The organism is Komagataeibacter saccharivorans (assembly GCF_003207825.1).
Lineage (GTDB): Bacteria > Pseudomonadota > Alphaproteobacteria > Acetobacterales > Acetobacteraceae > Komagataeibacter > Komagataeibacter saccharivorans.
The window spans coordinates 359,799-384,039 of sequence record NZ_NKTY01000001.1; the positions used below are offsets into that span (position 1 = coordinate 359,799).

The 24,241-nt window shown below is 57.1% G+C and carries 20 protein-coding genes; 13 read left to right on the forward strand and 7 right to left on the reverse strand.

The window, feature by feature from the left end; translation table 11 throughout:
- Positions 1–4: 4 nt before the first annotated feature.
- Together CFR79_RS01675 and CFR79_RS01680 are read right to left on the reverse strand one after the other, a co-directional pair.
- Positions 5–1,303, reverse strand: coding sequence for an MFS transporter (locus tag CFR79_RS01675; protein WP_102323068.1), 1,299 nt, complete (start codon positions 1,301–1,303; stop codon positions 5–7).
- 79 nt (positions 1,304–1,382) lie between these two features.
- Entirely contained in the window at positions 1,383–3,728 is a 2,346-nt protein-coding gene (locus tag CFR79_RS01680; RefSeq protein WP_180967438.1) for a TonB-dependent receptor, read from the reverse strand.
- Positions 3,729–4,068: 340 nt separating this feature from the next.
- On the opposite strand from CFR79_RS01680, the gene CFR79_RS01685 reads away from it, so the two are divergent.
- The 3 genes from CFR79_RS01685 (at position 4,069) to CFR79_RS01695 (ending at position 7,421) form a co-directional block, all read left to right on the forward strand.
- A complete protein-coding gene (locus tag CFR79_RS01685; protein WP_306310066.1) occupies positions 4,069–5,484 on the forward strand; it encodes an amidohydrolase in 1,416 nt (471 codons plus the stop codon).
- A gap of 59 nt (positions 5,485–5,543) precedes the next feature.
- Positions 5,544–6,413: a LysR family transcriptional regulator gene (locus tag CFR79_RS01690; protein WP_102323066.1), complete on the forward strand. Its 870-nt coding sequence runs from the start codon at positions 5,544–5,546 to the stop codon at positions 6,411–6,413.
- Positions 6,414–6,521: 108 nt separating this feature from the next.
- Positions 6,522–7,421, forward strand: coding sequence for a LysR family transcriptional regulator (locus CFR79_RS01695; RefSeq protein WP_110546701.1), 900 nt, complete (start codon positions 6,522–6,524; stop codon positions 7,419–7,421).
- A gap of 122 nt (positions 7,422–7,543) precedes the next feature.
- On the opposite strand, the gene CFR79_RS01700 is transcribed toward CFR79_RS01695, so the two are convergent.
- Positions 7,544–8,470, reverse strand: coding sequence for a LysR family transcriptional regulator (locus CFR79_RS01700; protein ID WP_110546703.1), 927 nt, complete (start codon positions 8,468–8,470; stop codon positions 7,544–7,546).
- Between the two features lie 599 nt (positions 8,471–9,069).
- Here CFR79_RS01700 and CFR79_RS01705 point away from each other — a divergent pair.
- The 3 genes from CFR79_RS01705 (at position 9,070) to CFR79_RS01715 (ending at position 11,329) form a co-directional block, all read left to right on the forward strand.
- Positions 9,070–10,098 carry a Dyp-type peroxidase gene (locus CFR79_RS01705; RefSeq protein WP_110546705.1) on the forward strand — a complete coding sequence of 343 codons (1,029 nt, stop codon included), beginning with the start codon at positions 9,070–9,072 and terminating at the stop codon, positions 10,096–10,098.
- A 1-nt stretch (position 10,099) separates the two neighbouring features.
- Positions 10,100–10,894: a family 1 encapsulin nanocompartment shell protein gene (locus CFR79_RS01710; protein ID WP_102323062.1), complete on the forward strand. Its 795-nt coding sequence runs from the start codon at positions 10,100–10,102 to the stop codon at positions 10,892–10,894.
- Between the two features lie 99 nt (positions 10,895–10,993).
- The gene (locus CFR79_RS01715; protein ID WP_110546707.1) at positions 10,994–11,329 is read left to right on the forward strand and encodes a hypothetical protein; all 336 of its coding nucleotides are present in this window, start codon (positions 10,994–10,996) and stop codon (positions 11,327–11,329) included.
- A gap of 195 nt (positions 11,330–11,524) precedes the next feature.
- Here the strand turns inward: CFR79_RS01715 and CFR79_RS01720 are convergent, their stop codons facing one another.
- Entirely contained in the window at positions 11,525–13,081 is a 1,557-nt protein-coding gene (locus CFR79_RS01720; protein WP_110546709.1) for a vWA domain-containing protein, read from the reverse strand.
- Positions 13,082–13,256: 175 nt separating this feature from the next.
- Here CFR79_RS01720 and CFR79_RS01725 point away from each other — a divergent pair, with 175 nt between their 5' ends.
- Complete coding sequence (locus tag CFR79_RS01725) at positions 13,257–14,831, forward strand: RNA repair transcriptional activator RtcR family protein (RefSeq protein WP_110546761.1); 1,575 nt, start codon at positions 13,257–13,259, stop codon at positions 14,829–14,831.
- Between the two features lie 223 nt (positions 14,832–15,054).
- Here CFR79_RS01725 and CFR79_RS01730 read toward each other — a convergent pair whose 3' ends face one another.
- Positions 15,055–17,442: a TonB-dependent siderophore receptor gene (locus tag CFR79_RS01730; RefSeq protein WP_102323059.1), complete on the reverse strand. Its 2,388-nt coding sequence runs from the start codon at positions 17,440–17,442 to the stop codon at positions 15,055–15,057.
- Positions 17,443–17,809: 367 nt separating this feature from the next.
- On the opposite strand from CFR79_RS01730, the gene CFR79_RS16370 reads away from it, so the two are divergent.
- The 3 genes from CFR79_RS16370 to CFR79_RS01745 all read left to right on the forward strand — a co-directional run bounded on the left by CFR79_RS16370 (position 17,810) and on the right by CFR79_RS01745 (position 19,770).
- The gene (locus tag CFR79_RS16370) at positions 17,810–17,914 is read left to right on the forward strand and encodes a transposase (protein ID WP_110546711.1); all 105 of its coding nucleotides are present in this window, start codon (positions 17,810–17,812) and stop codon (positions 17,912–17,914) included.
- Positions 17,904–18,062, forward strand: a complete 159-nt coding sequence (locus CFR79_RS16000; protein WP_220030198.1) for a hypothetical protein — start codon at positions 17,904–17,906, stop codon at positions 18,060–18,062. Before CFR79_RS16370 ends, CFR79_RS16000 begins: the two co-directional genes overlap by 11 nt.
- 337 nt (positions 18,063–18,399) lie before the next feature.
- On the forward strand, positions 18,400–19,770 hold the full coding sequence (locus CFR79_RS01745) for an NAD-dependent succinate-semialdehyde dehydrogenase (RefSeq protein ID WP_110546713.1): 1,371 nt from the start codon (positions 18,400–18,402) through the stop codon (positions 19,768–19,770).
- A 128-nt stretch (positions 19,771–19,898) separates the two neighbouring features.
- Here the strand turns inward: CFR79_RS01745 and CFR79_RS01750 are convergent, their stop codons facing one another.
- Complete coding sequence (locus tag CFR79_RS01750; RefSeq protein WP_110546715.1) at positions 19,899–21,203, reverse strand: MFS transporter; 1,305 nt, start codon at positions 21,201–21,203, stop codon at positions 19,899–19,901.
- Positions 21,204–21,454: 251 nt separating this feature from the next.
- On the opposite strand from CFR79_RS01750, the gene CFR79_RS01755 reads away from it, so the two are divergent.
- Both CFR79_RS01755 and CFR79_RS01760 read left to right on the forward strand, forming a co-directional pair.
- Positions 21,455–22,123 (forward strand): glutathione S-transferase family protein, encoded by a 669-nt coding sequence (locus CFR79_RS01755; RefSeq protein ID WP_110546717.1) that lies wholly within the window; start codon positions 21,455–21,457, stop codon positions 22,121–22,123.
- Positions 22,124–22,149: 26 nt separating this feature from the next.
- Entirely contained in the window at positions 22,150–22,683 is a 534-nt protein-coding gene (locus tag CFR79_RS01760; protein ID WP_110546719.1) for a GNAT family N-acetyltransferase, read from the forward strand.
- Positions 22,684–22,914: 231 nt separating this feature from the next.
- Here the strand turns inward: CFR79_RS01760 and CFR79_RS01765 are convergent, their stop codons facing one another.
- Positions 22,915–23,880 (reverse strand): hypothetical protein, encoded by a 966-nt coding sequence (locus CFR79_RS01765; RefSeq protein WP_110546721.1) that lies wholly within the window; start codon positions 23,878–23,880, stop codon positions 22,915–22,917.
- A gap of 233 nt (positions 23,881–24,113) precedes the next feature.
- On the opposite strand from CFR79_RS01765, the gene CFR79_RS16375 reads away from it, so the two are divergent.
- Complete coding sequence (locus CFR79_RS16375) at positions 24,114–24,224, forward strand: AbrB/MazE/SpoVT family DNA-binding domain-containing protein (RefSeq protein ID WP_408884553.1); 111 nt, start codon at positions 24,114–24,116, stop codon at positions 24,222–24,224.
- The last annotated feature ends 17 nt before the right edge of the window (positions 24,225–24,241 follow it).

Sequence of the window (24,241 nt, forward strand, 5' to 3'; positions counted from 1 at the left end):
GGAATTAGACAATTTCGGCAGGCATGTCAGAGCGGACATCGCCCCGCGTAAGGGTCCGGGTGACAGACCACAGGATGGCCGCACCAAGGGCGACCGTAATCCCCATGCACACCATGCCGGCGGACAGGGTTCCCGTAAGGGTGGTCAGTTTGCCCACGGCCATGGGGCTGATAAAACCGCCCCACAGCCCGATGGCGTTGATCAGGGCGAAACCGCCGGTCGCGGCACTGCCCTGGAATACGTTGGCGGCCAGCGCCCAGAACACGACGTAGGAGGCATAGATGCCCGCCGTCGCACCGGCCAGAATGACAAGCTGGAGCGCAAAGACATTCGGCACGACCGTTGTCAGCACAAAGCACGCACTGGCCAGCAGGGCCGGAGCATAGCAGTGAAAACTGCGTTCCTTCTTCCTGTCAGAACGCGCGCTCCAGTACGCCATGGAGGCGACGGACACGACATACGGAAAGGACGAATACAGCCCCACCGCCATGGGCGAATGCACCCCGGCTTCATGAATGAGGGATGGCAGCCAGAAATTAAGCATGTACATGCCTGCCATCAGGGCGAAGAACCCCAGCGACAGAAGATAGATCGCCGGATCGCGGATCACGGCGGAAAAGGCGACATGCCGCACGTTGCGCCGGACACTCCAGCCTTCGATGATCTGGCGTTCCCCCGCGGAAAGCCATTTTGCATCCATCGGCGTGCGGGGCAGGACAAACACGATGACGATGCCCAGCAGGACGGAAGGCAGCCCTTCCATCACGAACATCCACCGCCAGCCCGCCAGACCGCCGACCTGATCGAAATGCGACAGCAGCCATCCCGATACGGGACCAATCAGGATTCCAGCCAGCGGCAGGGAAAGCTGGTGCCAGAAAATGACGCCCGACATCCGGTTTTCAGGATACCAGCGCGCCAGATAATAAGTGCAGGTGGGCGCAAACCCGGCTTCAAATACCCCCAGCAGGAAGCGCAGGATATAGAAACTCTCGCGGCTATGGATAAAGCCGGTCGCCGCCGAGGTCATGCCCCACAGCACCATGATACGGGCAAATGTCCGCGGTGCGCCGACCTTCGACGCCCACAGGCTTATGGGAATTTCGAACAGCACCAGACCGATAAAGAAAATACCGGCGGCAAATCCGAACTGCGTCGCATCCAGCCCCACATCGTGCGAGATATGGGTCCGGGCGAAGCCCAGATTTGTCCGGTCTATGCTGTCCATCAGGTAGATCACGATAATCCACGACATGATGCGCCAGTTGAGACGATGATACAGTCTTGTCTGGATATCTTTCATTGTCCCACCCCATCGTGCCGCCTGTCCGCACCGGGGCGCGGACAGAGGACCTGTTTCAAATGATGCAGAAGTATTCCGGTCAGAAATTGTAGGCGAAACGCCCGCCGACAAAGCGCGGCTGTCCGGAAATACCCATGTTCACCGTTGTCGCCAGCGTGCGGCTGACAATGTAGTCACGGTTGAGAATGTTCGTGGCATAGGCAGTGACCGACCACGGCCCCCTGACCGGCTTGAACGTCACGCTGCCGTTCATCAGGAAGTAGGACGGCAGCAGATAGGCCCCGGTGCCACGCGGCACGGTATCCTGCGCGCCACGGTAGGAATAATCGCCTTCCATCGTAACGGTATATTTGCCGAATACAGGCCGCGTTTCGTAGGAAACGGTTCCGTTCAGGGTCAGCTTGGGAATACCCATATCCGCGCCGTTATAGCTGTCCGTAAAGGACTTCCACGTGCCGGTGCGCGCATAGTAGGCGCTGACCGCCTGAACATTCAGCACCTGGAAATCATCATAGGTGCCGCGCTGGTAGCCAACATTCTGCGACAGTGTCAGGCCACGGACGGGATGGGCGCTGATCGACAGTTCCGTGCCGAAAATATGCGAACGCGGCACGTTTACATAGGAACCGACCGTGCCCCAGTTGGGAACCAGAATATACGAGAAATACTGCTGGTCATGATAGGAATCCCAGAACGCGGCACCATTGATGCGCAGGCGGTGATTGAAGAATTCGCTCTTGAAGCCCACTTCGTAAGCCATCAGCCATTCGGGCTTGAAGCCTGCGGCCTGCTGTTCGGTCAGCGTCGTATTGGCCGTAAAGCCACCGGGCTTCACGCCACGACGGATATCGGCATACAGCATTACATTGGGCTGGACCTGATAGTTGATCCCGACCTTGCCCGAAAACTGGTTTGTCAGCGTGCCATGATTGCCAAAGACCTGACTGTAGGTCCGGGCCAGCGTCACGGGATTGTAGCGGTAGACGGCATCATCCAGGAACTGGCGGTCGTCGGTCTGGTGTTCCAGCCCGAAGGTAAGGCGCAGCTTGTGCGTCAGGCTGTAGGTCAGGTTCACGAACTGCGCGAAATCCTGCTGCGGCTGAACGTGCGCACTATTCTGGAAATAGTACTTTCCCGAACGGTCGGTATAGTCGAACCAGTTTTCGCCCGATGCGCGCACGCGGTTGTAATACATGCCCGTCACCCACTGCAGACGGTCATCCAGCACGCGGCCCGACAGGCGTATTTCCTGTGAGAACACATTCGTGCTGCCCGTCAGGTAACTGTCACCCGAACGGTAAGCTTCCGCATCGCGGTCGATGTATTCGTGGCGCTGCTGCTGCTGGAAGGACGATATGGTGGTCAGTCTGGCCCAGCCCAGATCCCGCTCCATATCCAGGTTGATGCCCCACTGCATGTCGTTATAGGACGGCTTGCTGTTGGGCGAGATCCCCAGAATCTTGGCGTATTGCGGGTTCAGGCTCCACCCCGTGGCATAGATATCGCGATCGCGCGGCAGGATGTTGCTGTTGTCGCCAAGAATGAAGCCCGCATCCGCTTCGGATGAATCCTGCGACCAGTTACCCGTCAGCTTGATGTTCGTTTTGTCATCCGGCTGCCAGGCCAGCTTGGCACGCAGCGCGCCTTCATTGGCGCGCCCCAGCGATTCCCCATTGACGCGGTTGTAACGGAACGCGCCACCTTCGAGCATCTGCCCCGCGATGCGGAACTGCAGCCGCTTCGTGATGGGCCCCGATACGTAGAAGTTGGTCTTGCTGCGTGCGTAGCTGGCGATATCCTCTGACACGCCATAATGCAGGGTTTTGGTCGGATCATTGGTGGTGATCCGGACTTCGCCCCCGGTATCGGCTATACCATGCTCGAAACCGACCGGGCCGGGGTCCACGCCAACTGACGCCACATCGAACATCTGCCCCGAGCTCATGGCCGTGATGGTGTAGGGCACGCCATCAAAATACGTCATGACGGATGACATGTTGTTCTGGGTATAATCCTGCATGCCGATACCGCGCAGGTAATAATCCGGCACGTTGGAACCACCCTCCGTCTGGATGGTCAGGTTGGGCACCAGATTCTGGATATCCTCGACGGTCGTGACGTGGTGCGTCACAAGTTCTTCGGCGGTCAGGTTGGTGGTATTGCCCGCCCGGTGCTGGTCCGCGCTGAAGGGGCGGCGCGTGCGGGTAACACTGATCACTTCGGGGGCCGCGTGGTGGTCATGGGCCTGCGGGGTTGATGCGGCATGATGCGCAACGACTGGCGTCCTGCGCTGTTTTTCATCCGTTACGGTTGCAGCCAGCGCGACACCCGCGGGCAGGCCACCCGTATAGACGGACAACATCAGGAAACTGCGAAAGGCATGCCCCATGACGGATTTGTGTCGCATATGCTGGACCGCAAACATTCTGAACTCCTGCTCCATATCACCGACCGGGGCGACCAGATCGGAACCACTATGTTGCATATTCAGAACATAACTTTTCAGCGACAAATAGCTATTAGTTCTTGGTTCAAAAGATATTAAAACTATGCAATAACATTTTCATATACCCTGCAACCCGCAAAAATCTGCTAAATATCAATAATCAGACCCTTTTTCTTCCCTCCCAAACCATCATAAAAACCTTCTTTTCAGCCCCAATGTCGCATAAGCTCGCATGGCCATCCACCTGATTTACATTATTATAAAGTAACATTCAGGCTGCGCAGGCAGCCCTCCTTTCCCCTTCTGCGGATCATGCCCCATGGAAATGCGTAACCTCGAAGATATCGGCACTCATGTGGATGCGCTCGCACCCGCCGCCATCGCGCTGGGGGATGCCGTGTGGGATACGCCTGAACTCTGTTACGAGGAACGGCGCTCCTGCGGACTGCATACCGCGATGCTGCACGAACAGGGATTTACCGTGACACCGCATGTCGCTGGCATTCCCACCGCCGTAATGGGTGAAAGCGGAACAGCAGGCCCCGTTATCGCCTTTCTGGGTGAATATGACGCCCTGCCCGGCCTTGCGGCACAGGCTGGTATCTGTCGCCCTGTCACGACATCTGCCAACGGTCATGGATGCGGGCATAACCTGCTGGGGGCGGCATCGCTTCTTGCCGCCGCAGCCGTTGCGCGGTGGCTGCGCGCCAGCGGGATGCCGGGGCGGGTGCGATATTACGGCTGCCCGGCGGAAGAAGGCGGGGCGGGCAAGGGCTTCATGGTCCGGGCCGGGGCCTTCAAGGATGTGGATGCCGCCATTTCGTGGCACCCGACCGCCTTTTGCGGTGTATTACCGCCTTCGTCCCTTGCAAACATGCGCATGGACTTCACCTTCAGTGGTCGTTCCGCGCATGCCGCAGCCAGCCCGCATCTGGGCCGTTCGGCCCTTGATGCGGTTGAACTCATGAATGTTGGCGTGAACTACCTGCGCGAACACATGCTGCCCACGTCGCGTATCCATTATGCCTATGTCGATGCAGGCGGCAGTGCGCCCAATGTTGTCCAGTCCCGGGCCGTGGTGCGCTATTCCGTGCGGACGGAAGCACTGGCGGACCTGTCCCCCCTGACCGAACGGGTAAAGCAGGTAGCCGAGGGCGCCGCCCTGATGACGGGCACAACGGTTACCAGCCATGTGACTGCGGGCGTGGCCAATCTTCTGCCCTGCCCGCCGCTGGAAAAAATCCTGCATGAAAGCTTCATGGAAATCGGACCGCCCCGTTTCAGCGAAGCGGACAATGTTTTTGCCAGGGAAATTCAGGCAACCCTTTCGTCTGATGAAATTGACGCAGCCTTTCGCCAGATTGGCCGCCGCCGCCGCGATATTGCCCTGACCGATTTCATTCTGCCATCCGATGGGATATTTTCCCTCGGTTCAACAGATGTCGGCGATGTCAGTTGGACAGTCCCGACCGTGCAGGCGCTGGGGGCCACCTGCGCCATCGGCACGCCGCTCCATTCATGGCAGATGACGGCGCAGGGCAAATCGTCCATCGCGCATACGGGAATGATCCATGTCGCCCGGGCGATGGCGCTTACGGCAACACAGCTTTTCCTGTCACCCGAACTGTTGGCGCAGGCACGCGAAGACCATGCCACCCGCCTTGCTGAACAGCCCTATACGTGCCCCATTCCCCCCGATACGCATCCGCCCGTTCAGGCCGGGTTGCAGGACTGACGCCGCCTGTTCCCATAACTCAGGGCGTGCGCCCGCTACCGGAAGGAAAGATACCGCCCATGGATACGCGTTTTCTGGAAAGCTTTCTTGCCATAGTGGAACGGGGTTCCATAGCGGATGCGGCACGCCATCTGGGACTGACCCCCGCTGCGGTTGCCCAACGCATCAAGGCGCTGGAAGATGAAATCAGGCAGCCGCTTCTGGTCCGCGCGGGACGCAGCGTCACGCCAACGGCGGCGGGGCTGGGCATTATTGAAAAAAGCCGCCTGCTTATACGCGGCGTGGAAGACCTGAAGGCCATCGCAACACATAACGAGTTCGCGGGTGAACTGAAAATCGGCGCGATCTCGACCGCGATGACCGGCATCCTGCCTTTCATGCTGCGACAGTTCTTTGTGGATTACCCCAAAATCGACCTGCACGTGACACCGGGACAATCCATAAAGCTGTATCATGATGTGGTTGAAGGTCAGCTTGACGGGGCGCTGATTGTGGAACCGCCCTTTTCCATTCCGAAAACCTGCGGCTGGAAAAGGCTGCTGTCGGAACCGCTGATCGTGCTGGTGCCCGAAAGCTGCACGGAAACGAACCCGTTAAAGATCCTGAAGGAAAACATGTTCCTTCGCTATGACCGGACCCAGTGGGGCGGCAGGGTGGCGGATGCGTTCCTGCGCGAAAACCGGATTTTCCCGACCCAGCAGCTTGAACTGGATTCCCTTGAAGCCATTGCCCTGATGGTAAGCGAGAAGGTTGGCGTATCGCTGGTGCCGGACTGGCTGCCGCCCTGGCCCGAAGGGCTGAAAATCCGGAAGGTGCCCGTGTCCACGCCCCCACTCCTGCGTCATATCGGCATCCTGTGGCAGCACGCATCCCCGCATGCGACGCTCATCCGGCAGATGGAACCCCTGCTGCAATCCCGAAAAACATAAGCAACAGGCCGCCCGCGGGCAGATGTAAATACCAGCCAATACTTTGCAGCACGCTGGACAGACGCAACCTTCCGATATTTTTCTGATACAGTAATAGAGAATCAATCCATGGATACCCGCTTCCTCGAAAGTTTCCTGATTGTGGTTGAACAGGGATCCATCGCTGGCGCGGCGCGACAGTTGCGCCTGACACCCGCCACCGTGGCGCAACGTATCCGCACGCTGGAAGATGAAATCGGCTGCGCACTAGTCCAGCGCGAAGGACGTTCCGTCCACCCGACCGAAAACGGGCTGGCCATCCTTGAACAGAGCCGCGCTGTCATAACCAGCATTCAGGAACTGCGCACCATCGCCACCAGCGATACCCCGGTGGGCAAACTGAAGCTGGGCGCAATATCCAGTGCGGCGAACGGGTTGCTGCCGCCTTACCTCAAACGGTTTTTCGAATGCTACCCCGGCGTCGAACTGCACATCACGCCGGGTTCATCATCCGTGCTGCACAATGCCGTTCTGGACGGGATTATTGACGCGGCCTTTATTGTTGAGCCGCCGTTCGATATTTCAGCAACCTGTGTATGGCAGACGCTGCGTTCCGAACCATTGGTTGTCATCACTTCGGAAAGTGTCAGCGATACGGACCCGCATGCGATCCTGCGGCATAATCCGTTCATCCGTTATGACCGTAACCAGTGGGGCGGACGGTTGGCTGACGAATATCTACGCCGTAACGGGATATGGCCTCATGAACGTCTGGAACTGGATTCCCTTGATGCCATCGCCATCATCGTCAATCAGGGCACTGGCGTATCCCTTGTACCGGACTGGGCGCTGCCCTGGCCTGATGGGGTGCATCTGAAAAAAATCGCGCTTCCTGCGCCTGCTCCGTGCCGGAATCTCGGTTTCCTGTCCCAGCGCAACGCCCCGCGACGCCGCCTGATCAACCGGTTGCTGGAAGTCCTGCAGGCCCCCCTTCCTGTCGCTCAGAACATCGTGGCGCACGACGCGTAAGCCGGGGCGTAGAGTGTGGCATCCCGAACGTGTTACCTTTTCACGCAACCATGAACATAGCCTCTGGCGCCATTGCTACAGTGCGCCCGAACGATATGTCCCGATCCGGGTCGACCTGCGCATCAATTCGGGCGTGGCCAGCACAGATTGTCAATCTGCTGGCGGAAATCTGTTTCCAGACCGACTTTCCAGACCTGTGCCACAAAATCCGAAGGCGGATGTTCGCTCAGCCTTACCAGACCGATTGACCCCGGTGAAAAACCGGCAAGCCGCCGCATCTGCAGCAGTCCGGTTGGGGGCACGCGCAGGGGAAAGGAAGAAAGCGGCAGTATGGTTGCCAGTGCGCCAGACATTATCCGGGCATGGATCAGTTCAAGTGATGCGGTTTCCAGCCGGATGATAGGGACCACCCCCGCTGTCTGGAATCCAATATCCACCAGTTGCCGGCAGCGCATGCCCTTGCTCAGTAGCGCAAGCGGAAATGTGGCGGCTTCTTCCCAACTGATTTCATCCTGACAAGGAAAAACGTAAGCCGACGTTCCTGCAAGAACCTGCTGTTCCGTATAAAGCGCCCTTACCATGAAGGCCTGCGCCTGCGGACACTGATCATAATACATGATCCCGATATCCAGTTGTTTACTGGCCAGTTTCCCGATTATTTCCGCATTGGGCAGAACAGAGACATCACAGGAAAAATCCCCGATCTTTTCCTTTATCGCGTCCATCAGGACCGGGACGATATGCACCGCAGTCGGGATTACGCCAATCTTGATGGCTCCGGCAATATCCTCTTTCGACAGGGAAATTTCATTACGCATCTCCGCAACGTTACGCAGGATGTCATTTGCCCATTTCATGACACGCACGCCTTCCACCGTCAGACCGAAGACCTTCTTCCTGCGATCAACAATAGTGACCCCGAGTTCATGTTCCAGTTGCCGGATTGCACGCGAAAGCGCGGGCTGCGAGACGTTGCACACATCCGCGGCCTTAGAAAAGCTGCGAAGCCTGTCGATCTCACGAAGGTAATAAAGCTGCTTTAAAAACACATTCCCCCCAGACAATAACCGTACTTTATCAAATCCGTTTTACAGATCCCGTCGCGCATGCCCGATGTGACGTCTTTCTTCCCTTAAACAATGACACGGGATGTGCATTTTCTGAAATCCGGCACGAAGCACTGAAATTTTCCATACGCAAGGCGTTTTCCCTCCGGATGCAAGCCATCCATTTCCGGGCGAGGCAGATCAGGGATTTACCCTGCCTCCATTGTGTTCAGTTGCTGCCTTCGCTTCCGTTGGCCTGTAGAATGAAACCAGCCAGATTCTTCAAGGCACCCTGCCGTGGATGCCGCCCCGCATGACCCATGCGTGCAAAGGACATGCGTTTGATCAGGTATGTCATAGCCGACGCAACAGCCTCCGGCATGCGCTCATTCCTGCATGGGAAATGGGCGGGTTGAGGCAGTCGGATAGCAGGCCATCCAGAACTGTCAGTCATACGATTATGCATTAAAGTTATAACGATGATCTTTTTGTGATTGATCTGGTTATTTTACCTTGCGCCGCGTCTTGTCACAATCTGCCATAAGCCTATGCTGGCAATCCATTATCGTCATGTGTGCGTCACCGCAGGGAGTTTCAGTCCGTTGGCCATACCTCAACCCGTTGATACGAAGCTGACCCAGGCGGCGGTATTCCTCGTCATGACCCTGAACGGGAACACATCGACCAATATCCAGATACGAAACCTGCTGGGGGATCTCTCCTCCCTCGTGCGGGGTGTGGGGTTCAGGATTCCCGATGGCCGGTTAAGCTGCGTTACGGGCATTGGATCGGATGCGTGGGACCGGCTGTTCGGTCTGCCGCGCCCGAAAGACCTGCATCCGTTCATGGAAATAAACGGCGTGCATCATGCCCCCGCCACACCGGGCGACCTGCTGTTCCATATCCGCGCCACACGGATGGATCTGTGCTTTGAACTGGCCACCGCAATCGTATCCCGGCTGGAAGGTGCCGCAACGGTGGCGGATGAGGTGCATGGCTTCAAGTATTTCGACGAACGCGATCTGCTCGGTTTCGTCGATGGGACCGAAAATCCGTCCGGGCAGGCTGCACTTGATTCAACAATAATCGCGGATGAAGATCCCACCTTTGCGGGCGGCAGTTATGTCATCGTGCAGAAATACCTGCATGACCTGAAAAAATGGGATGCCATCCCGACCGAGGTGCAGGAACACATCATCGGCCGCAGGAAAGTATCGGACATAGAACTGGCGGATGAAGCCAAGCCCAGCTATGCCCATAACGTATTGACCAATATTGAGGAAAACGGGCAGCAGCTACAGATCCTGCGCGACAACATGCCGTTTGGCGAGATTGGCAAGGGGGAATTCGGCACATACTTCATCGGGTATGCATGCTCCCCCGCGCGAACCGAACAGATGCTGCAGAACATGTTCGTTGGAAAACCGCCGGGCAATTACGACAGGATTCTGGATGTCAGCACGGCGGTTACCGGAACGCTGTTTTTCATTCCCGCAAGCGACTTTCTCGATAGCGCGCCGGACAGGAATACAGACGAACCGGACGCTTCGCCCGAACCCACCACCTCGCCAGACACATCCCTGCCCCATGGCGGTTCCCTTGGAATCGGATCATTGAAAGAGGAAATCTGACATGAATAACCTGCACAGACATCTCGCCCCCATTTCCAGCGCGGCATGGTCCGAGATCGAGGAAGAAGCCACGCGCACCATCCGCCGCCATCTGGCCGGACGTCGTGTTGTTGACACATCGGAGCCGAAGGGCACGACCCTTGCCGGTATCGGCACGGGGCGCGGCAAACAGATTGCGGCGCTGGATGAGGGCGTGCGGGCATTGCAGCGCGAGGTCCTGCCGCTGGTAGAGCTGCGTGTCCCCTTTACCCTGTCACGCGACGAAATCGACGCGGTGGAACGCGGCTCCCTCGATTCCGACTGGCAGCCGGTCAAGGATGCGGCGCAGAAAATCGCCTTTGCCGAAGACAGGGCCATTTTTAACGGATACGCTGCGGCCGGCATTTCGGGCATCCGTCAGGCGACATCAAACGCGCGCCTGAAACTTCCTGCATCGGCAAAGGATTACCCGCACGTCATTGCCGATGCGCTGAATGCCCTGCGCCTTGCCGGTGTCAATGGCCCCTATTCCATTGTCCTGGGCGCGCAGGCCTATCAGGCTGTCAGCGGCGGGGATGACGACGGTTATCCTGTTCGCAAGCACATCGAAAGCCTGATCGACGGCAAACTGATCTGGGCACCCGCCATTGAAGGGGCTTTCGTGGTCTCCATGCGTGGTGGCGATCTTGCCCTTGATATCGGGCAGGATTTTTCAATCGGTTATCTGGGACATACTGCTGAAACGGTAGAACTTTATCTGCAGGAGAGCTTTACGTTCCGTATGCTGACAAGCGAAGCCGCTGTCGCCGTGGAATAGGAAGGGCAACCGCCTTCTGATCTGTACCACCTGTTGATTCCGGCCTGTCGGACAGCTTTTTGCTTCCGACAGGCCCCCTGTAGATTTGCGAGGATACAAATGGAAAACCCGCTGGAAACCTCCGCCAAAACAGACGCCCGCATTGCCGCAAAGGCCCGGGAAATGTGGGCTGCCGACGGAAAGCCCGCCTGTGGGCCAGATGCGTACAAGGAATCAGCATCAGAACTGATCGGGATGGAACTCAATCCTGATGCCGGACAGATACCGGTCGACTCCCCTGTCCCGCTGGACCCGAACGGTCAACCGGTCGAACAGGCGTGGCTGGAAGAAAACCTCGGCAATTCCGGTGGCAGCATGAACGAACTCGATGACAAGCAGGAAGTGCCGTTTGCCACCCGGCAGGAAGAAGAAAAAGCCCTTAAAGATCAGGAATAACAGAGACCCCATTACTACCTGCGGACACGCCGGAGTGTCACTTAAGCCCGTACGCCAAAGGTGCCAAAGGACTGCCCCCTGTAATCAAAGGGGATGAAAAAGTTCCGGCGACAAGGGGATGGGGAGACGAAGAGGGAAGGGTTCCCGTAGGAGTGGCCTTGTGACTGTAGTCCCCCCGGCATTCGCCGGTCTTTTTTACAATGGCTGGGCCATGATCTGCCCTACCCAATGTGCAGCTTCCATTTGGCCCGACATGAATTGGGCCATCTGTTCAAAGATCATATCTGAAAAACCGCCAATATTCAATATATCCTTCCGTTCGCTCGCCTGTGTGGTGCCATAGGGCTGGATGTCGATGCAGACCAGACGCGCCGCAGGATTGCGGGCTTTCAGTCTTGTCCACTCCCGCATCATGCCCGTGGGTGTTTCATCAGGATATGCGCCTCCCCATGACTCATTGTCCGAGACGAATACAACAAGGTCCACCGTCTCATACCGGGCATTGAGCCATGCCAGCGGGGCCGCGCAATCCGTGCCCCCTCCGCCCAGTTTGGCAAGACGGCGGGCGTTGGTCAGGATCGTATCACGGGGCTCCAGGGCGATATCGAACACCCGCCCATCAAAGGGCAGGATACGGGCGGAAGGGTTGCCGCGCTTGATCGCCGCCGCTACGAGAGCCGCGACATCAATGCACTGCACCGCCGTAGTGGCACCACGCCTGTAACCCGTAACGGGCGTGCGCATGGAAACTGATACATCAGGGCATATCACCACACGCCCGCCCAGATGGGGTACATTGCCTACCGCGCGTTCCATCGTGTCATGCAGGGCCTCCCTCAGGGCCGCAGGCACCTCCGGCCCCAGTGCCTGAAGGGTAGCGAGCAACTGATAGGGCATGGCTTTCGCCGTCCTGATCCGTTCGGGATCGCGCAACACCGCCGCCACATGGTCCACGACCGTCGGATCGTCAAAGGCACCGTTACGGGTCAGCATGTTCAGCCCCTGCCGCAGGGTCTGCCATGAAGCCGTAAGGGCAACCGTGCCCCACTGCCGGGACGAGAGCGTCAGGCTGTCCAGCAACTGGAACGGCACGGCGGGCACCCGATCTGATATGCCGGAACGGAAGGCCAGCAGATCCTGCACCACGGAAGGCAGAGCCGATGGATCGGCAGGTTTGCCAATCAGCCATGCGTAGAAGGCCTCACGTTGCGGGTTCCCCGGACGCGGATGGACCATACGGATGATATCGGCCAATGACGGAGCGTTCCCTACCGAGCCCGCCAGAAGCTGCTCGTCAGTGGCATCATTCAGCCAGTCCCGCACCATGGCCTTGGGACGGGACCCCAGGGATTTACGCCCGGTCTGACCGGAACGCATGATCTGCACAAAGGTACGCAGCATCCGGCCGGATCGCACCACCTTGGGGAACGCACGGGCAAACAGCACCGGGTCGCGTCTGGACAGAACAGCCAGCAGCAGGACCGGCGTATCCTTCATATGTCCCCTTTCCTGAACGTGGATGGCGGCGCGGGCAAGGAAATCCGGGCTTACTGTTTCGGCAAGTTCAACCAGAATGCGCATCTGTTCCTGTGCGTCCTGATAAAAGCCACCACCAAAGGTCCCTGTCATGGCAAGCTGGGCGAGCCTGTGCGCCGGAACGAGATCATAGGCGGGCGCACCTGCCGCATTACGCACATTGGTCCGCGGCATGAACATGTCCCGCAGCGATGCAAACACGGACCGGTTTGCCATGACTCTGTTCCTTTCTTCGTTACCCCCCTTTTCTGCCGGATGCGAACGTGAAGAAAAAGAAAAACGACATTTCATTATAAGTCGTTGTTATAAAACACAATTATGCGCGTTTCGTCATGGCTTCATCGATCAGTATTATATGGATTTATATCCTTTTATCATATTATATAAACCCATGCGTAATGTTGTCATTGGCTTCCTCGGCACCATCCTTGACCAGGGGCGTCGCCGCTCGTGGCGACCGTCGGTGCAGATCTGTGCCCACCCCGATTTTCCTGTTGATCGGCTGGAACTGCTCCATGACCACCTTAATCTGCGATTGGCCGAAAAGGTGGCGCGCGATATCACGGCACTATCACCCCGGACCGAGGTTCGGCTGGTGGACATGGAACTGAAAAATCCATGGGATTTTCAGGAAGTTTACGGAAAGCTGTATGATTTTGCGGAATCCTACGGCTTCGACGAGGATCGGGAGCACTATTACGTCCACCTGACAACTGGCACGCATGTCGCCCAGATCTGCTGGTTTCTGCTGACGGAAAGCCGTCACATCCCCGCCCGCCTGCTGCAGAGTGGCCCACCAGAGGGAAAGGCTGCACCCGACGGCACGATTGACATCATTGATCTTGATCTCGCCCGCTACAATGCACTGCAACGCCGCTTCGAGACGGCGGCGCGTGAGCATTCCTACATGCTGCGTGGCGGTATCCCGACCAGAAATGCCGCCTTCCATAACGTAATAGAACGGCTGGAGCAGGTCGTGACCCGTTCGGATGAACCGATCCTGCTGGTGGGGGAAGCTGGCGTGGGCAAGACCACGCTGGCGCAGCGCATCCATGAACTGAAACTGCAGCGCCGCCGGGTAAAGGGGCGTCTGGTCCATGTAAACTGCGCCGGACTGCAGGGACAGCACGCCATGGCCGCCCTGTTTGGCCAGCGGCGCAACGTCGTGGGGCTTGCGGGCACCGAGCGGGCAGGCTTCCTGAGCGAGGCAGAGGGTGGAGTGCTGTTCCTTGATGACATTGATCTGCTACCCCACGCCGAGCAGGCACTTCTGCTCGATGCGCTGGAACGCGGCAGTTACTATCCGGTGGGGTCCGATACCGCGCAGAGCTGCCGTTTTCATCTGATCGCCACAACCAGCCGGGACCTGTCCGTACTGTCGCAGCAGGGTATCTTGCGCCCTGATCTGCTGGCGCGACTGGCGTTATGGGTATTCCATCTTCCGCCGCTACGCGAACGGCGGGAGGATATGGAAGTCGAACTGGCATATGAACTGGAAAAAGCAGAGCGAAGTCTGGGGTGCAAGATCGGCTTCAATGTGGATGCCAGGGCACGCTATCTGCGCTTTGCCCGTGACCCGGCCATGCCATGGTCGGGCAATTACCGGGATCTGTCGGCTTCAGCCCGCAGGCTCTGCACCCTTGCGGAACGCGGGCGCATAACCCTGCCTATGGTCGAGGCGGAAATCCTGGCGCTGACGCAACAGTGGGCTGCGATGCGGCGGGATGGTGACATGGCATTACTGGCTGAAGTACTGCCCGACCCGACCAATGTGGACGAGTTCGACCGGGCGCAACTGGCTGCTGTGGTGCGGGCGTGCCGGGAGTCATCATCGCTATCCGCGGCAGGGCGGCGACTGTTTGCCCTCTCGCGGAAGGAAAAGACCAGCCAGAACGACGCTGACCGCTTGCGCAAATATCTTGGCCGCTTTGGCCTGAACTGGGAGATGGTATCGAGCGGCACCTGAGATGCCAGCGCCGTACACCCCGTCACTGTTCCGGTTGGGGTGCCCGGTGCAGCACTCCGCGAGCCAGACGAAAATACCGTATGCCCTTCCATCTGGCTCTTAAACATCCAAAACACATTCATTCACAGACACATCTTCCACGAGTGCCTGTGAATTACGCTGCGTCCTTCAGTCCAACAGATTGACAGACCTTCCGCCTGTCATTCCTCCCCCCATAATCAAATCAGAACTCTAGCGAGAGCGTGAAGTGATAGACGCGCGGCAGTCCCGCATACAGGGTCGAGGCCGCGCCGGACGTGCCGCTGGGCGCACCGGTATAGACAGATGCCCAGTAGCGTTCGTTCGTGGCGTTGCTTACGCCAAAGCGTGCAACCCACGGGAACCTGGCAACATGGAAGGCGTAGCGCGTACCCAGATCCAGCGTGGTGTAAGAACCGGTATGCAACGTGTTGGTGATGTTCGCCGCACGATTGCCCATGTAATGAACACTGGCATTGAACGCCCAGCCCGAGGCGAAGGCGCCCATTGATGCCGGAAGGCGATAATCCAGAAGCAGGTTGGCCTGCAACGGCGCTGCCCCCACAATCTCCTTGTTGTTGTAGGCGGCAGTCCTGCTGTTGACCAGTTCCGCATCCAGCCAGGTCATGCCGGCCAGAACGGACAGGTTGGGCAGCACCTCGCCCGAAATCTGGGCTTCCACACCATAGTTGCGCTGCGTGCCGCCATATTCATAGGTCTGGCAGGTCGTGCCGCCTGAACAGGTGCCATTCGCCGCCGGAACATACATTGCGTAAGGCGAGGTCATGCGGAACCCGGCCACGTTGAACTGCATTTTCTGATACCGCAGTTTATAGCCGACTTCGTATTCTTCCGAATGGGCAACAGGCAGCGCAATGTTGGTGTTGGTATAGTATTTGCTGTTTGGTGTGACCGGGCCTGCTTCAGCCGACCGCCCATATGTGAAATACAGGGTCTGGTTCTGGGTAGGCTTGTACATGATGCTGGCGGTCGGGCTGAACGTCGCGTTGGCCTGGAAGGTTCTCTTGAGCGGACTCGTGGCATTGAGCGCGCCCTTCTGGTCGATCCAGCTCCATGCCAGCGTACCCATGACCGACCAGTGCTTGTTGATCCGCATCGTGTCACCCACGATAAAGGACTGGCTGGTAATGCTGCTCGATTTATAACGGCCACTGTAATAAGGCTGCGTACCGTTGGTGGGCGCTGCCCCATACATATTGTATGTTCCAAGGCTCTGCGCCGGTGTCAGCGCAGTTGTGGGATTATAATTGCCCATCATGTAGCCGTTGGTGCCGATAACAAGATCATGCGTAAGGGGGCCGGTATGAACCCGACCGTTGAAATACGCCATGTTACTGCCAACGCGGAAATCATCCGCCGTGGTGGTAGCGGTAGCTTTTGAGCTGTAGAAACCTTCATACCCCTGGGTTGCGCTCAACGTATCGCTGATCCCGAAGGACTGGCGCATGGCGTCCTGATACAGTCCGCCCAGCGTAAAGCTCCAGTCCTTGTTGATCTGGTGCTTGATCTTCGCCAGGAAGGTATTGGTTTCCATATTGTACCCGCTCCAGTCAGGCGCCATACGCCGACCCAGATCCGGGGCTTCGGGCAGTTGCCCGCCAATGCCGGTGGGATTGGCAGCCGTGCCAGCGGAAATACCAAAGCCGGGGGCCATGCCACGTTCGTCATATGTATAATGGCTGGCGTCGAGTTCGATAACCGTCTTGGAATCGATATGGATATCGAAATCGGCGCTGACCATCTCACGCCGTATCCAGCTTCCGGGCGCGTAAGCTGAACCATTGGCGTGCAGCATGTTCAGGCGGTAGCCAAACCAGCCATTGCGACCGATCCGGCCCGAAATATCGCCATTGACCGTAGGCGTGCCGATGGAATCCACGCCAACCGAAAGCCGTTCGGTACGCCGGTTGGTCGGGCGCTTGAGTGTGTATTCAAAGACACCCGCCGGATTTTCGGGTCCATACATCGCCCCGGCCAGACCATTGAGAACCTGAAGGTTATCAACCCATTCCGCCGGATAAGGCGTGGTGGAAACCACGTTCAGCCCATCAAGGCGGGAATTGGAGATCACATCGGCCTCAAAACCACGGGACTGCGGGCGCGACGTATTGGGATCACCGCGGATTTCCAGCTGCACTGATGGCAGGTATTGCGCCATATCATTGATGTTACGCAGTTGCTGGTTCACCACCACGTCATGCGTGACGCCCATGACGGAATACGGCGTATCCAGCGTATCGCGGTTACCCAGCGGCCCCAGATACACGGTCTTGTTCATATATTTGGCACCAGTACCGTCTGCCGCGTGGTGGCCATAGACGGTTACCGTTTCGCCATTGGAACCATCCAGTATCCCGGCGATGGGAGCGGCTGTAGACGATGTTCCGGCAGGCGGTGTTTTAGTAGCCTGCGCCCCGGTGGCCGATGTACCACCGGATGTCGTCTTTACGGCAACGGGCTTGCCAGTCTTGTCCAACTGCGCGGAAACGGACGGTGCGGCCAGCGCCGTAGTGGTCAGCAGAAAGGCACCAGATGTGCCAGTGATGAAAAAGGTATGGAAACGACGCTGCATAGATCTGGTGCATCCGAGATATGAACAAAGAACATAAGACGCGCTCTTTTTTCATCCCGGAGACAGGCTTGTCTATATATATCCATACCTAGACATATGCATGAGTGGATATAGTCACAATGTGTTGCCAGAATAATACAGTTGGTATGAGTGGCTGCTGATCAATGGGAAAAACGTCGGGATCAGGACCTATTGATTTTGTTGGATTGAGCTGTGTTCCGTGATCCACAGGCATACGGGGAGGACGGGCCTGTGAGGGATATGTTCTTGCTATCCGTGAGCCAGGTGGAGGGGATTACGTCGTATTTTCCTCTGGCACATGGCGTGCTGCGGGTGAATGACCGGCGGGTTCTGAGCGGGATCTTATATGATCCGTAACGACCTTCAGTGGAAAGATGCCCCGAAAGAATACGCCCCCCGCAAGACCTTATATAACCGTTTTATCCGATGGAGCCGTCTGGGTGTCTTTTGACCGGATCTTCGTCACGCTGACAGAACAGGCTGGTCGTTCGGCGCGTCTGATGATTGATGCGACACACTTCAAAGCGCATAGGACTGCGGCGTCCCTGCTTGAAAAGAAGCTTTTCCCGGCCATATCGGACGCACAAAAGGCGGACTGAACTCAAAGCTTCATGCCGTGTGTGATGGTCAGGCCGCCCTGCGTGACGTCGCGCACAGGCAATATCAATGGTCCCGACTGCGTCGCAATGGCGATCCCGGTGAGGCACAAGCCCGGAAAGCAGCGCATAACAGACTGTCAGAAAAGGGGTTTTCACGCGATCTTGAGCGGGAATCCCTTTGTCATACGTCAGTGTCTATATATATCCGTATATAGACAAACACAGCCGATAGCCCACCATCCCGATACACCATCACATGCCTGCGGGCCGATCATGCCCTGAACGTCGGGGTGGCTGATAGCTGGCTGACAAAATAAATGGGAGGCCACTGTTCACCATGCTGTACCAGTCCATAAATCCGTATACGGAAGAAACACTCAAGACATTCGACCTGCATTCGGATGCCCAACTTGCCAGTATTGTCGCCAAGGCAGACAATACCTACAAAAACAACTGGCGTCGCAAAACCTATGCCCAGCGTGCCGCGATCCTGCATAAAGCCGCTGAAATCATGCGCCATAACCGCGATGCCTTCGCAACCCCCATTACCGTGGAAATGGGCAAGCTGTTCCGCGAGGCACAGGCCGAAGTGGATCTGAGCGCCGATATCCTTGATTATTATGCCGACAATGCTGAGAAATTCCTCGCTCCCGTTGACCTGAAGGTGGATGATGGCAAGGCCACGGTCATCAGCCAGCCCATTGGCATCGTATTCTGTATCGAACCGTGGAATTTCCCGTATTACCAGCTTGCCCGCGTTGCCGGGCCGAACCTTATGGCGGGCAATGTACTGATCGTTAAGCATGCTCCCGGCGTGCCGCAATGTGCGGTCATGTTTGAGGAACTGTTTGCCGATGCAGGTGCGCCCGAGGGGACATATTCAAACGTATTCATTACTAATGAACAGTCGGCAACCGTCGTGGCCGACCCGCGCGTGCGCGGTGTGGCGCTGACCGGCAGTGAGCGCGCAGGCAAGGCCGTGGCGGCGGAAGCGGGAAGCGCGCTGAAGAAGAACACCATGGAACTTGGCGGCAGCGACGCCTTTATCGTGCTGGATGACGCCGATCTGGATGTCGCGGTCAAATGGGCGGTCTGGGGCCGGATGAACAATACCGGGCAGTGCTGTGTCGCAGCGAAACGGTTTATCGTGCATGAAAAAATTGCCGATGCCTTTACCGCACGGTTCAAGGCAGCATTGGAAAACCTGGTACCAGGCGACCCGATGGATGAAAAAACCACCCTCGGCCCGCTATGTAGTGAAAGCGCACTGAAACTGGTGCTGGGCCAGATCGAAGCCGCCGTGGCGCACGGTGCGCATGTGGTGACCGGCGGCAGGCGCATTGACCGCCCCGGCTATTTCCTGCAGGCGACCATCCTTGATAATATCAACAGGGACAATCCGGCCTTCCATCAGGAATTCTTCGCACCCGTGGCCATGATTTTCCGGGTGCCGGATGAACAGTCGGCCATCGACCTGGCCAATGATTCTCCATACGGTCTTGGCGGGTCCGTCATCACGACCGATATCGAACGCGGCAGGCGTGTGGCCGCGCAGATTGAAACGGGCATGGTCTTCATCAACCGCTCGACCTGGACTGCGCCCGGCCTGCCATTTGGTGGCGTGAAGAACTCGGGCTATGGCCGCGAACTGTCTTCGCTGGGCATAGAAGAATTCATCAACAAGAAACTGGTACATATTCCGGCATAGACCGGCCGTCAGGCGATCAACATGCCGTAATATGCCGTATGTTTCCTCCTGCGTATGCAATCGCAGGGGGAGACATCGGAAATCTGGCAAGATGCCTTGCCCATCCGATTACAGCGCGGACAGGATGTTCATTCCTTGGCAGGCCATGCCAGCAGGCAGAAGACCTGCATACACACCGCCCCCAGCGGCAGCCACACAAAGCCCGCCGTAATCCACGCTGACAGTTCCGGTGGCTGCGTTACTCCATTCTCAACGTAATGGCCCTGCGACAGGAACTGCGCCAGAACGAAGCCGGTCAGGCCCATCGCCAGTTTCGTAACCCATGTATTGATCGAATATGCCAGCCCCGCTGATCCGGTCGACGTACGTGGATCACCATCATCCACAGCCTGTGCCAGCAGGGTGTAATACAGCGGGGACATCACGCCCTGAGCCAGTGCCAGAAGTGCTACGGACAGAAAAAAACCTGTCATGGACGCACCCGCCACAGCCATTGCCAGATAGGCTGTTCCCTGTGCGATCAGGCATATGATCCCGCTGCGGACGGTCCCCAGACGTCTGGCAAGCGGAAGGCACGCAGGCACAGCCGCAAACAGCAGGACGGTGATGAAGGTAATGATATTGGCACCCAGTTGCTCCGTGCCACCAAGAACGACCCTGGAATAATACAGGGCAAATCCGAACAGGGCCGCCTGTCCCACGAAATAGAAGAATGCGAGCAGGTTGCTCAGCACCCATTGCCGGTTTCCACATAGATGGCGCAGCGTTACCGTCAGGCCCTGTCGCACGGGCGCAGGCGGGTGCCGCACGGTGCAGCCGCGCGCCACGCACAGCCATAAAACACTGCACAGAACCGACAACGCCAGCGCGTAGACGGCCATGCCATACCGGTGCTGCGCCGCACTTTCGCCGCCACCCAGCCAGGTGATGGCGGGAATGGTCAGCAGCGCCACAAGCAGCGATCCGGCCTGACAGCCCATCATGCGGAATGCATTCAGGCCAACCCGCTGCGTGGCGGAGCGGCTGATCATGACGGCCAGTGCACCATAGGGCGTATTGATGCATGAATAGATCGCACCGAATACAATATAGGTCAGTCCCGCCCACAGGACCTTTCCCCCAGGCGAAAGCGGCAGGGCCAGAAAACACACGAAGCCCGTTATGCCAAAAGGAATGGCAAGGACCCGGATCAGGCGCGGCACGATCAGGCCGCCCAGACGGTCAACAACATAACCGATAACGGGATCGCAGAAGGCATCAACAACACGCGCCACCAGCAGTATCCACGATACGGCAATCAGCGGCAGACCGTATATATCTGTATAATAATACATCAGATAGGATGACGTCATGCCCCACATCATGTTGGAGGCAGCATCACCACACCCGTAGGCCATCTTTTCTTTCACGGAAAGCGCCTGCCTGTTCTCCATTATCCTGCTTTCCCTGAAAATTTAGGACGGGCCGTACGCTATCATATGACCATGAAACGACAAGCCGGGTCGGACGCCATCAATCCATTGTCAATTACCATATCCGCTTTAAGGAATAATGCCGAGGTGTCTTTATCGTCTCGATGAAGGCCCCTCTCGGGTGTAGGGAATTTACAGCCCTTCGCGTATTTCCGGTAAGCAAATGACCCTCAGCGCCCTCCCCTGTTACATTGGGCAAAGGATAGAGCACGGTGTCATACAGACTATACTATTCTCCAGGCACGGCGAGCATGGCGGTGCATTGGATGCTCATAGAGATCGGTGCACCGTTCGAAACGGTTCTGGTCGATCTTACATCGGGCGGGCAGCAGACCGCCGCATATCGTCGTCTAAACCCGGCGGGTCGGGTGCCAACCCTTGTCGTGGATGGTATTGCGCATGGTGAGTCGGCCGCGCTGCTGATGCTTCTGGCCGAACGTCATCCCGAGGCGGCATTGATGCCGGCTCCCGATTCTGCGGACAGGGCAACCTGGCTTGAAATCATGATCCAGCTTGCCAACACACTGCTTCCTGCCATGCGCGACTGGTTTTATGCCGATACGGATGGGGAACCGATCGGGGCGGATGCTGTCCGTTCTCTTGCGCGTCGAAGGATCGAAACGGCGTGGGATCACCTCGACAGGCGACTATCATCCAGCCAGTCCCATCTTGTCAGCGACCGATTCAGTACGGCAGATTTTCTGGCCATCATGCTGATGCGATGGGCACGCAACATGCCTCGTCCGGCCACAACATGGCCCAACCTCAGTGCCTATATCGAGCGCGTAACGCAAAGACCTTCCTTTATCGAGGTCAATCGACGCGAGGGGCTTGCCAACTGGCCCATGTCCCTGGACCTGCCTGAGCAAGATGGGAGATAATATTTCCTCACAAAAGGAAAAAACAGGTGGCTTTTGTCATTCGCACTGCATGTGCTGAAGATGCCTCTTTCCTTCCAGGCATTGAAAGATCAGCCGCGCAACTTTTCCGGCAGGTACCACCATTAAGCTGGATCGCTGATGATGCTGTCCTGCCAGAAGAAACACATCTTGCGTGCATAAGGGCTGGAACATGCTGGGTTGCCACAGACGAAAAGGATCATCCGACAGGCTTCCTTAGCGCCCGCACTTGCGAACAGGATCTTCATATTCTTGAGATGTCGGTTTTCAGGAAGGAACAGGGTCGTGGAATTGGAAAAGCCCTGCTCAACACTGCCTGCACCTGGGCAAAAGGGCACCAGATGGAGAGCGTGACTCTTACGACTTTTCGAGAACTTCCCTGGAATGCGCCTTTTTATGCCCGAATGGGCTTTGAAAGCCTGCCAGATAGCTCGTTGAATGCCAGATTAGCCTTCCTGTTACGGGAGGAAATGGAAAATGGCTTTCCGACAGGCACCCGATGCGTCATGCGTCTGGATCTCGAAAGCTTTCATCCATTCTGATCTGCACAAGGATGCAAAGCAAAGCCTGACAATAACACTATACGGGCACGCTGGTTGGTCGAGATACAAGGGCGACTGCTGCCTGTGTGCTTCTGATGCACTTTAGGAAAATTTCTCTCGCCAGCATCATGACGAGATTGCTTCGGACATGTGGAGACATAGGTCAGATCGCAATGGAAGCTTCCGCCCTCCCCACATCGGCGGTTCCCAGCGACAATCCACATCAGGGTGTTATGTGGCCTGTGTCGTTTTGCCGTTTTCCGTATCCTGCTTATCTGAAGCAGATGTATTCAGGCTGTCCTGACCGATGGAGCTTGTGCCGCTGGCAGATGATGCAGAACTGGATGGCGACGCAAAAAGTTCATCAACAATTTCCCTGTCGAGTTCCGCGTTCATGCCATCCATGTTGTCAAAATGGCCGACAATGCTCGTCGTGTTCCCTTGCGGGGTAAAGCTGTAGGGCTGGGAACGGTCCACTGTCGGGACGGAAGTGTTCAATGTTGGCAGTGAACTGCTCGGCAGGACATTTTCCTCACCGGAGAAACTGGATGAGAGCGTGAAACCGGTCTGTGTTCCTGAAGCCGTCTGGACCGTATTTTCCTGTATGTTGATGGAGAGGGAGGACGATCCCCACATTTCCTCCTCATTCGCCTGTTCTTCCCGCTGCTGCAGGTAAAGAAGGGATCTTTCCAGCGGGATCGAAACCGGCTGCTGGTCATCATATATCAGGTTTCGTTTGCTTATGTCCTGCAGGCCGGCATTGATTGTCTGCATGAACGATGTATTTGCGGTTTCCTGATCAAAAGCCGTTTCAATACCGTTTTCGGCGGAGCCACCATGGGCGTCGATTTCAAAGCGCATTTCGTCGCTGGTCACGTATGCGGCCCATTTCTGCGCATCGGATGTCGAGGAACTGGTTATGACCTGCGCAAGGGTATCGTAAATCTTCTGTATCGTACCGGTACCGGCGGAGCCGCCTATCTGCGTGCCTTGCGTGTTCAGATAATCTGCCGCCTCGCTGGACAGGGAAACCTGATCAGGATTCGAACCATCGACCGCACCTGAACTTTCGGCTGTGTCGCTGACAACTGCGCTGCCATGCCGGAGTGGACCCTGACCATCATCGGCATCAGATGGAACTGCCCCCTGAAACCAGGAAGCTGACCATGAAAGACTGGTTGTCGTTACGGTTGTCATAATTCACTCTGGTTTCCACGCCGGCAGAAAGGCAACCTGCTAAAATAAACAAAGAACATTGAAACGGTAAGGAGAACGTTAATTTCCTGTTGTTTATTCATCACGAGGAAAAGAGCGTGATGAATGCCCGGTCAGTAGCGGGCGTGGAACGTATGTATTTACTGCCTGCACGGTTTTTTCGTGCAAACATCCGATCATGACATTGCTCCCCCGCCCCTGCAGGGAGAACCGCCATGCCGCTTTTCAGGTGGGATGGCAGCATTGCCATCCGTATGCCTTCTCACATCGCCAGACAGTCTGGCCTTCAGGAAGGCGACACTGCGGGCGCTGTTTTCATCCCCTGAAGCAATGCGGGCAATGG

Bases quoted from the DNA above. Each gene is read 5' to 3' on its own strand.
- CFR79_RS01680 (WP_180967438.1), bottom strand. From the start codon at position 3,728: ATGTTTGCGGTCCAGCATATGCGACACAAATCCGTCATGGGGCATGCC.
- CFR79_RS01745 (WP_110546713.1), top strand. From the start codon at position 18,400: ATGCTGTACCAGTCCATAAATCCGTATACGGAAGAAACACTCAAGACA.
- CFR79_RS01710 (WP_102323062.1), top strand. From the start codon at position 10,100: ATGAATAACCTGCACAGACATCTCGCCCCCATTTCCAGCGCGGCATGG.
- CFR79_RS01675 (WP_102323068.1), bottom strand. From the start codon at position 1,303: ATGAAAGATATCCAGACAAGACTGTATCATCGTCTCAACTGGCGCATC.
- CFR79_RS01690 (WP_102323066.1), top strand. From the start codon at position 5,544: ATGGATACGCGTTTTCTGGAAAGCTTTCTTGCCATAGTGGAACGGGGT.
- CFR79_RS01715 (WP_110546707.1), top strand. From the start codon at position 10,994: ATGGAAAACCCGCTGGAAACCTCCGCCAAAACAGACGCCCGCATTGCC.
- CFR79_RS01765 (WP_110546721.1), bottom strand. From the start codon at position 23,880: ATGACAACCGTAACGACAACCAGTCTTTCATGGTCAGCTTCCTGGTTT.
- CFR79_RS16370 (WP_110546711.1), top strand. From the start codon at position 17,810: ATGATCCGTAACGACCTTCAGTGGAAAGATGCCCCGAAAGAATACGCC.
- CFR79_RS01695 (WP_110546701.1), top strand. From the start codon at position 6,522: ATGGATACCCGCTTCCTCGAAAGTTTCCTGATTGTGGTTGAACAGGGA.
- CFR79_RS01750 (WP_110546715.1), bottom strand. From the start codon at position 21,203: ATGGAGAACAGGCAGGCGCTTTCCGTGAAAGAAAAGATGGCCTACGGG.
- CFR79_RS01685 (WP_306310066.1), top strand. From the start codon at position 4,069: ATGGAAATGCGTAACCTCGAAGATATCGGCACTCATGTGGATGCGCTC.
- CFR79_RS01730 (WP_102323059.1), bottom strand. From the start codon at position 17,442: ATGCAGCGTCGTTTCCATACCTTTTTCATCACTGGCACATCTGGTGCC.
- CFR79_RS16375 (WP_408884553.1), top strand. From the start codon at position 24,114: ATGCCGCTTTTCAGGTGGGATGGCAGCATTGCCATCCGTATGCCTTCT.
- CFR79_RS01720 (WP_110546709.1), bottom strand. From the start codon at position 13,081: ATGGCAAACCGGTCCGTGTTTGCATCGCTGCGGGACATGTTCATGCCG.
- CFR79_RS01725 (WP_110546761.1), top strand. From the start codon at position 13,257: ATGCGTAATGTTGTCATTGGCTTCCTCGGCACCATCCTTGACCAGGGG.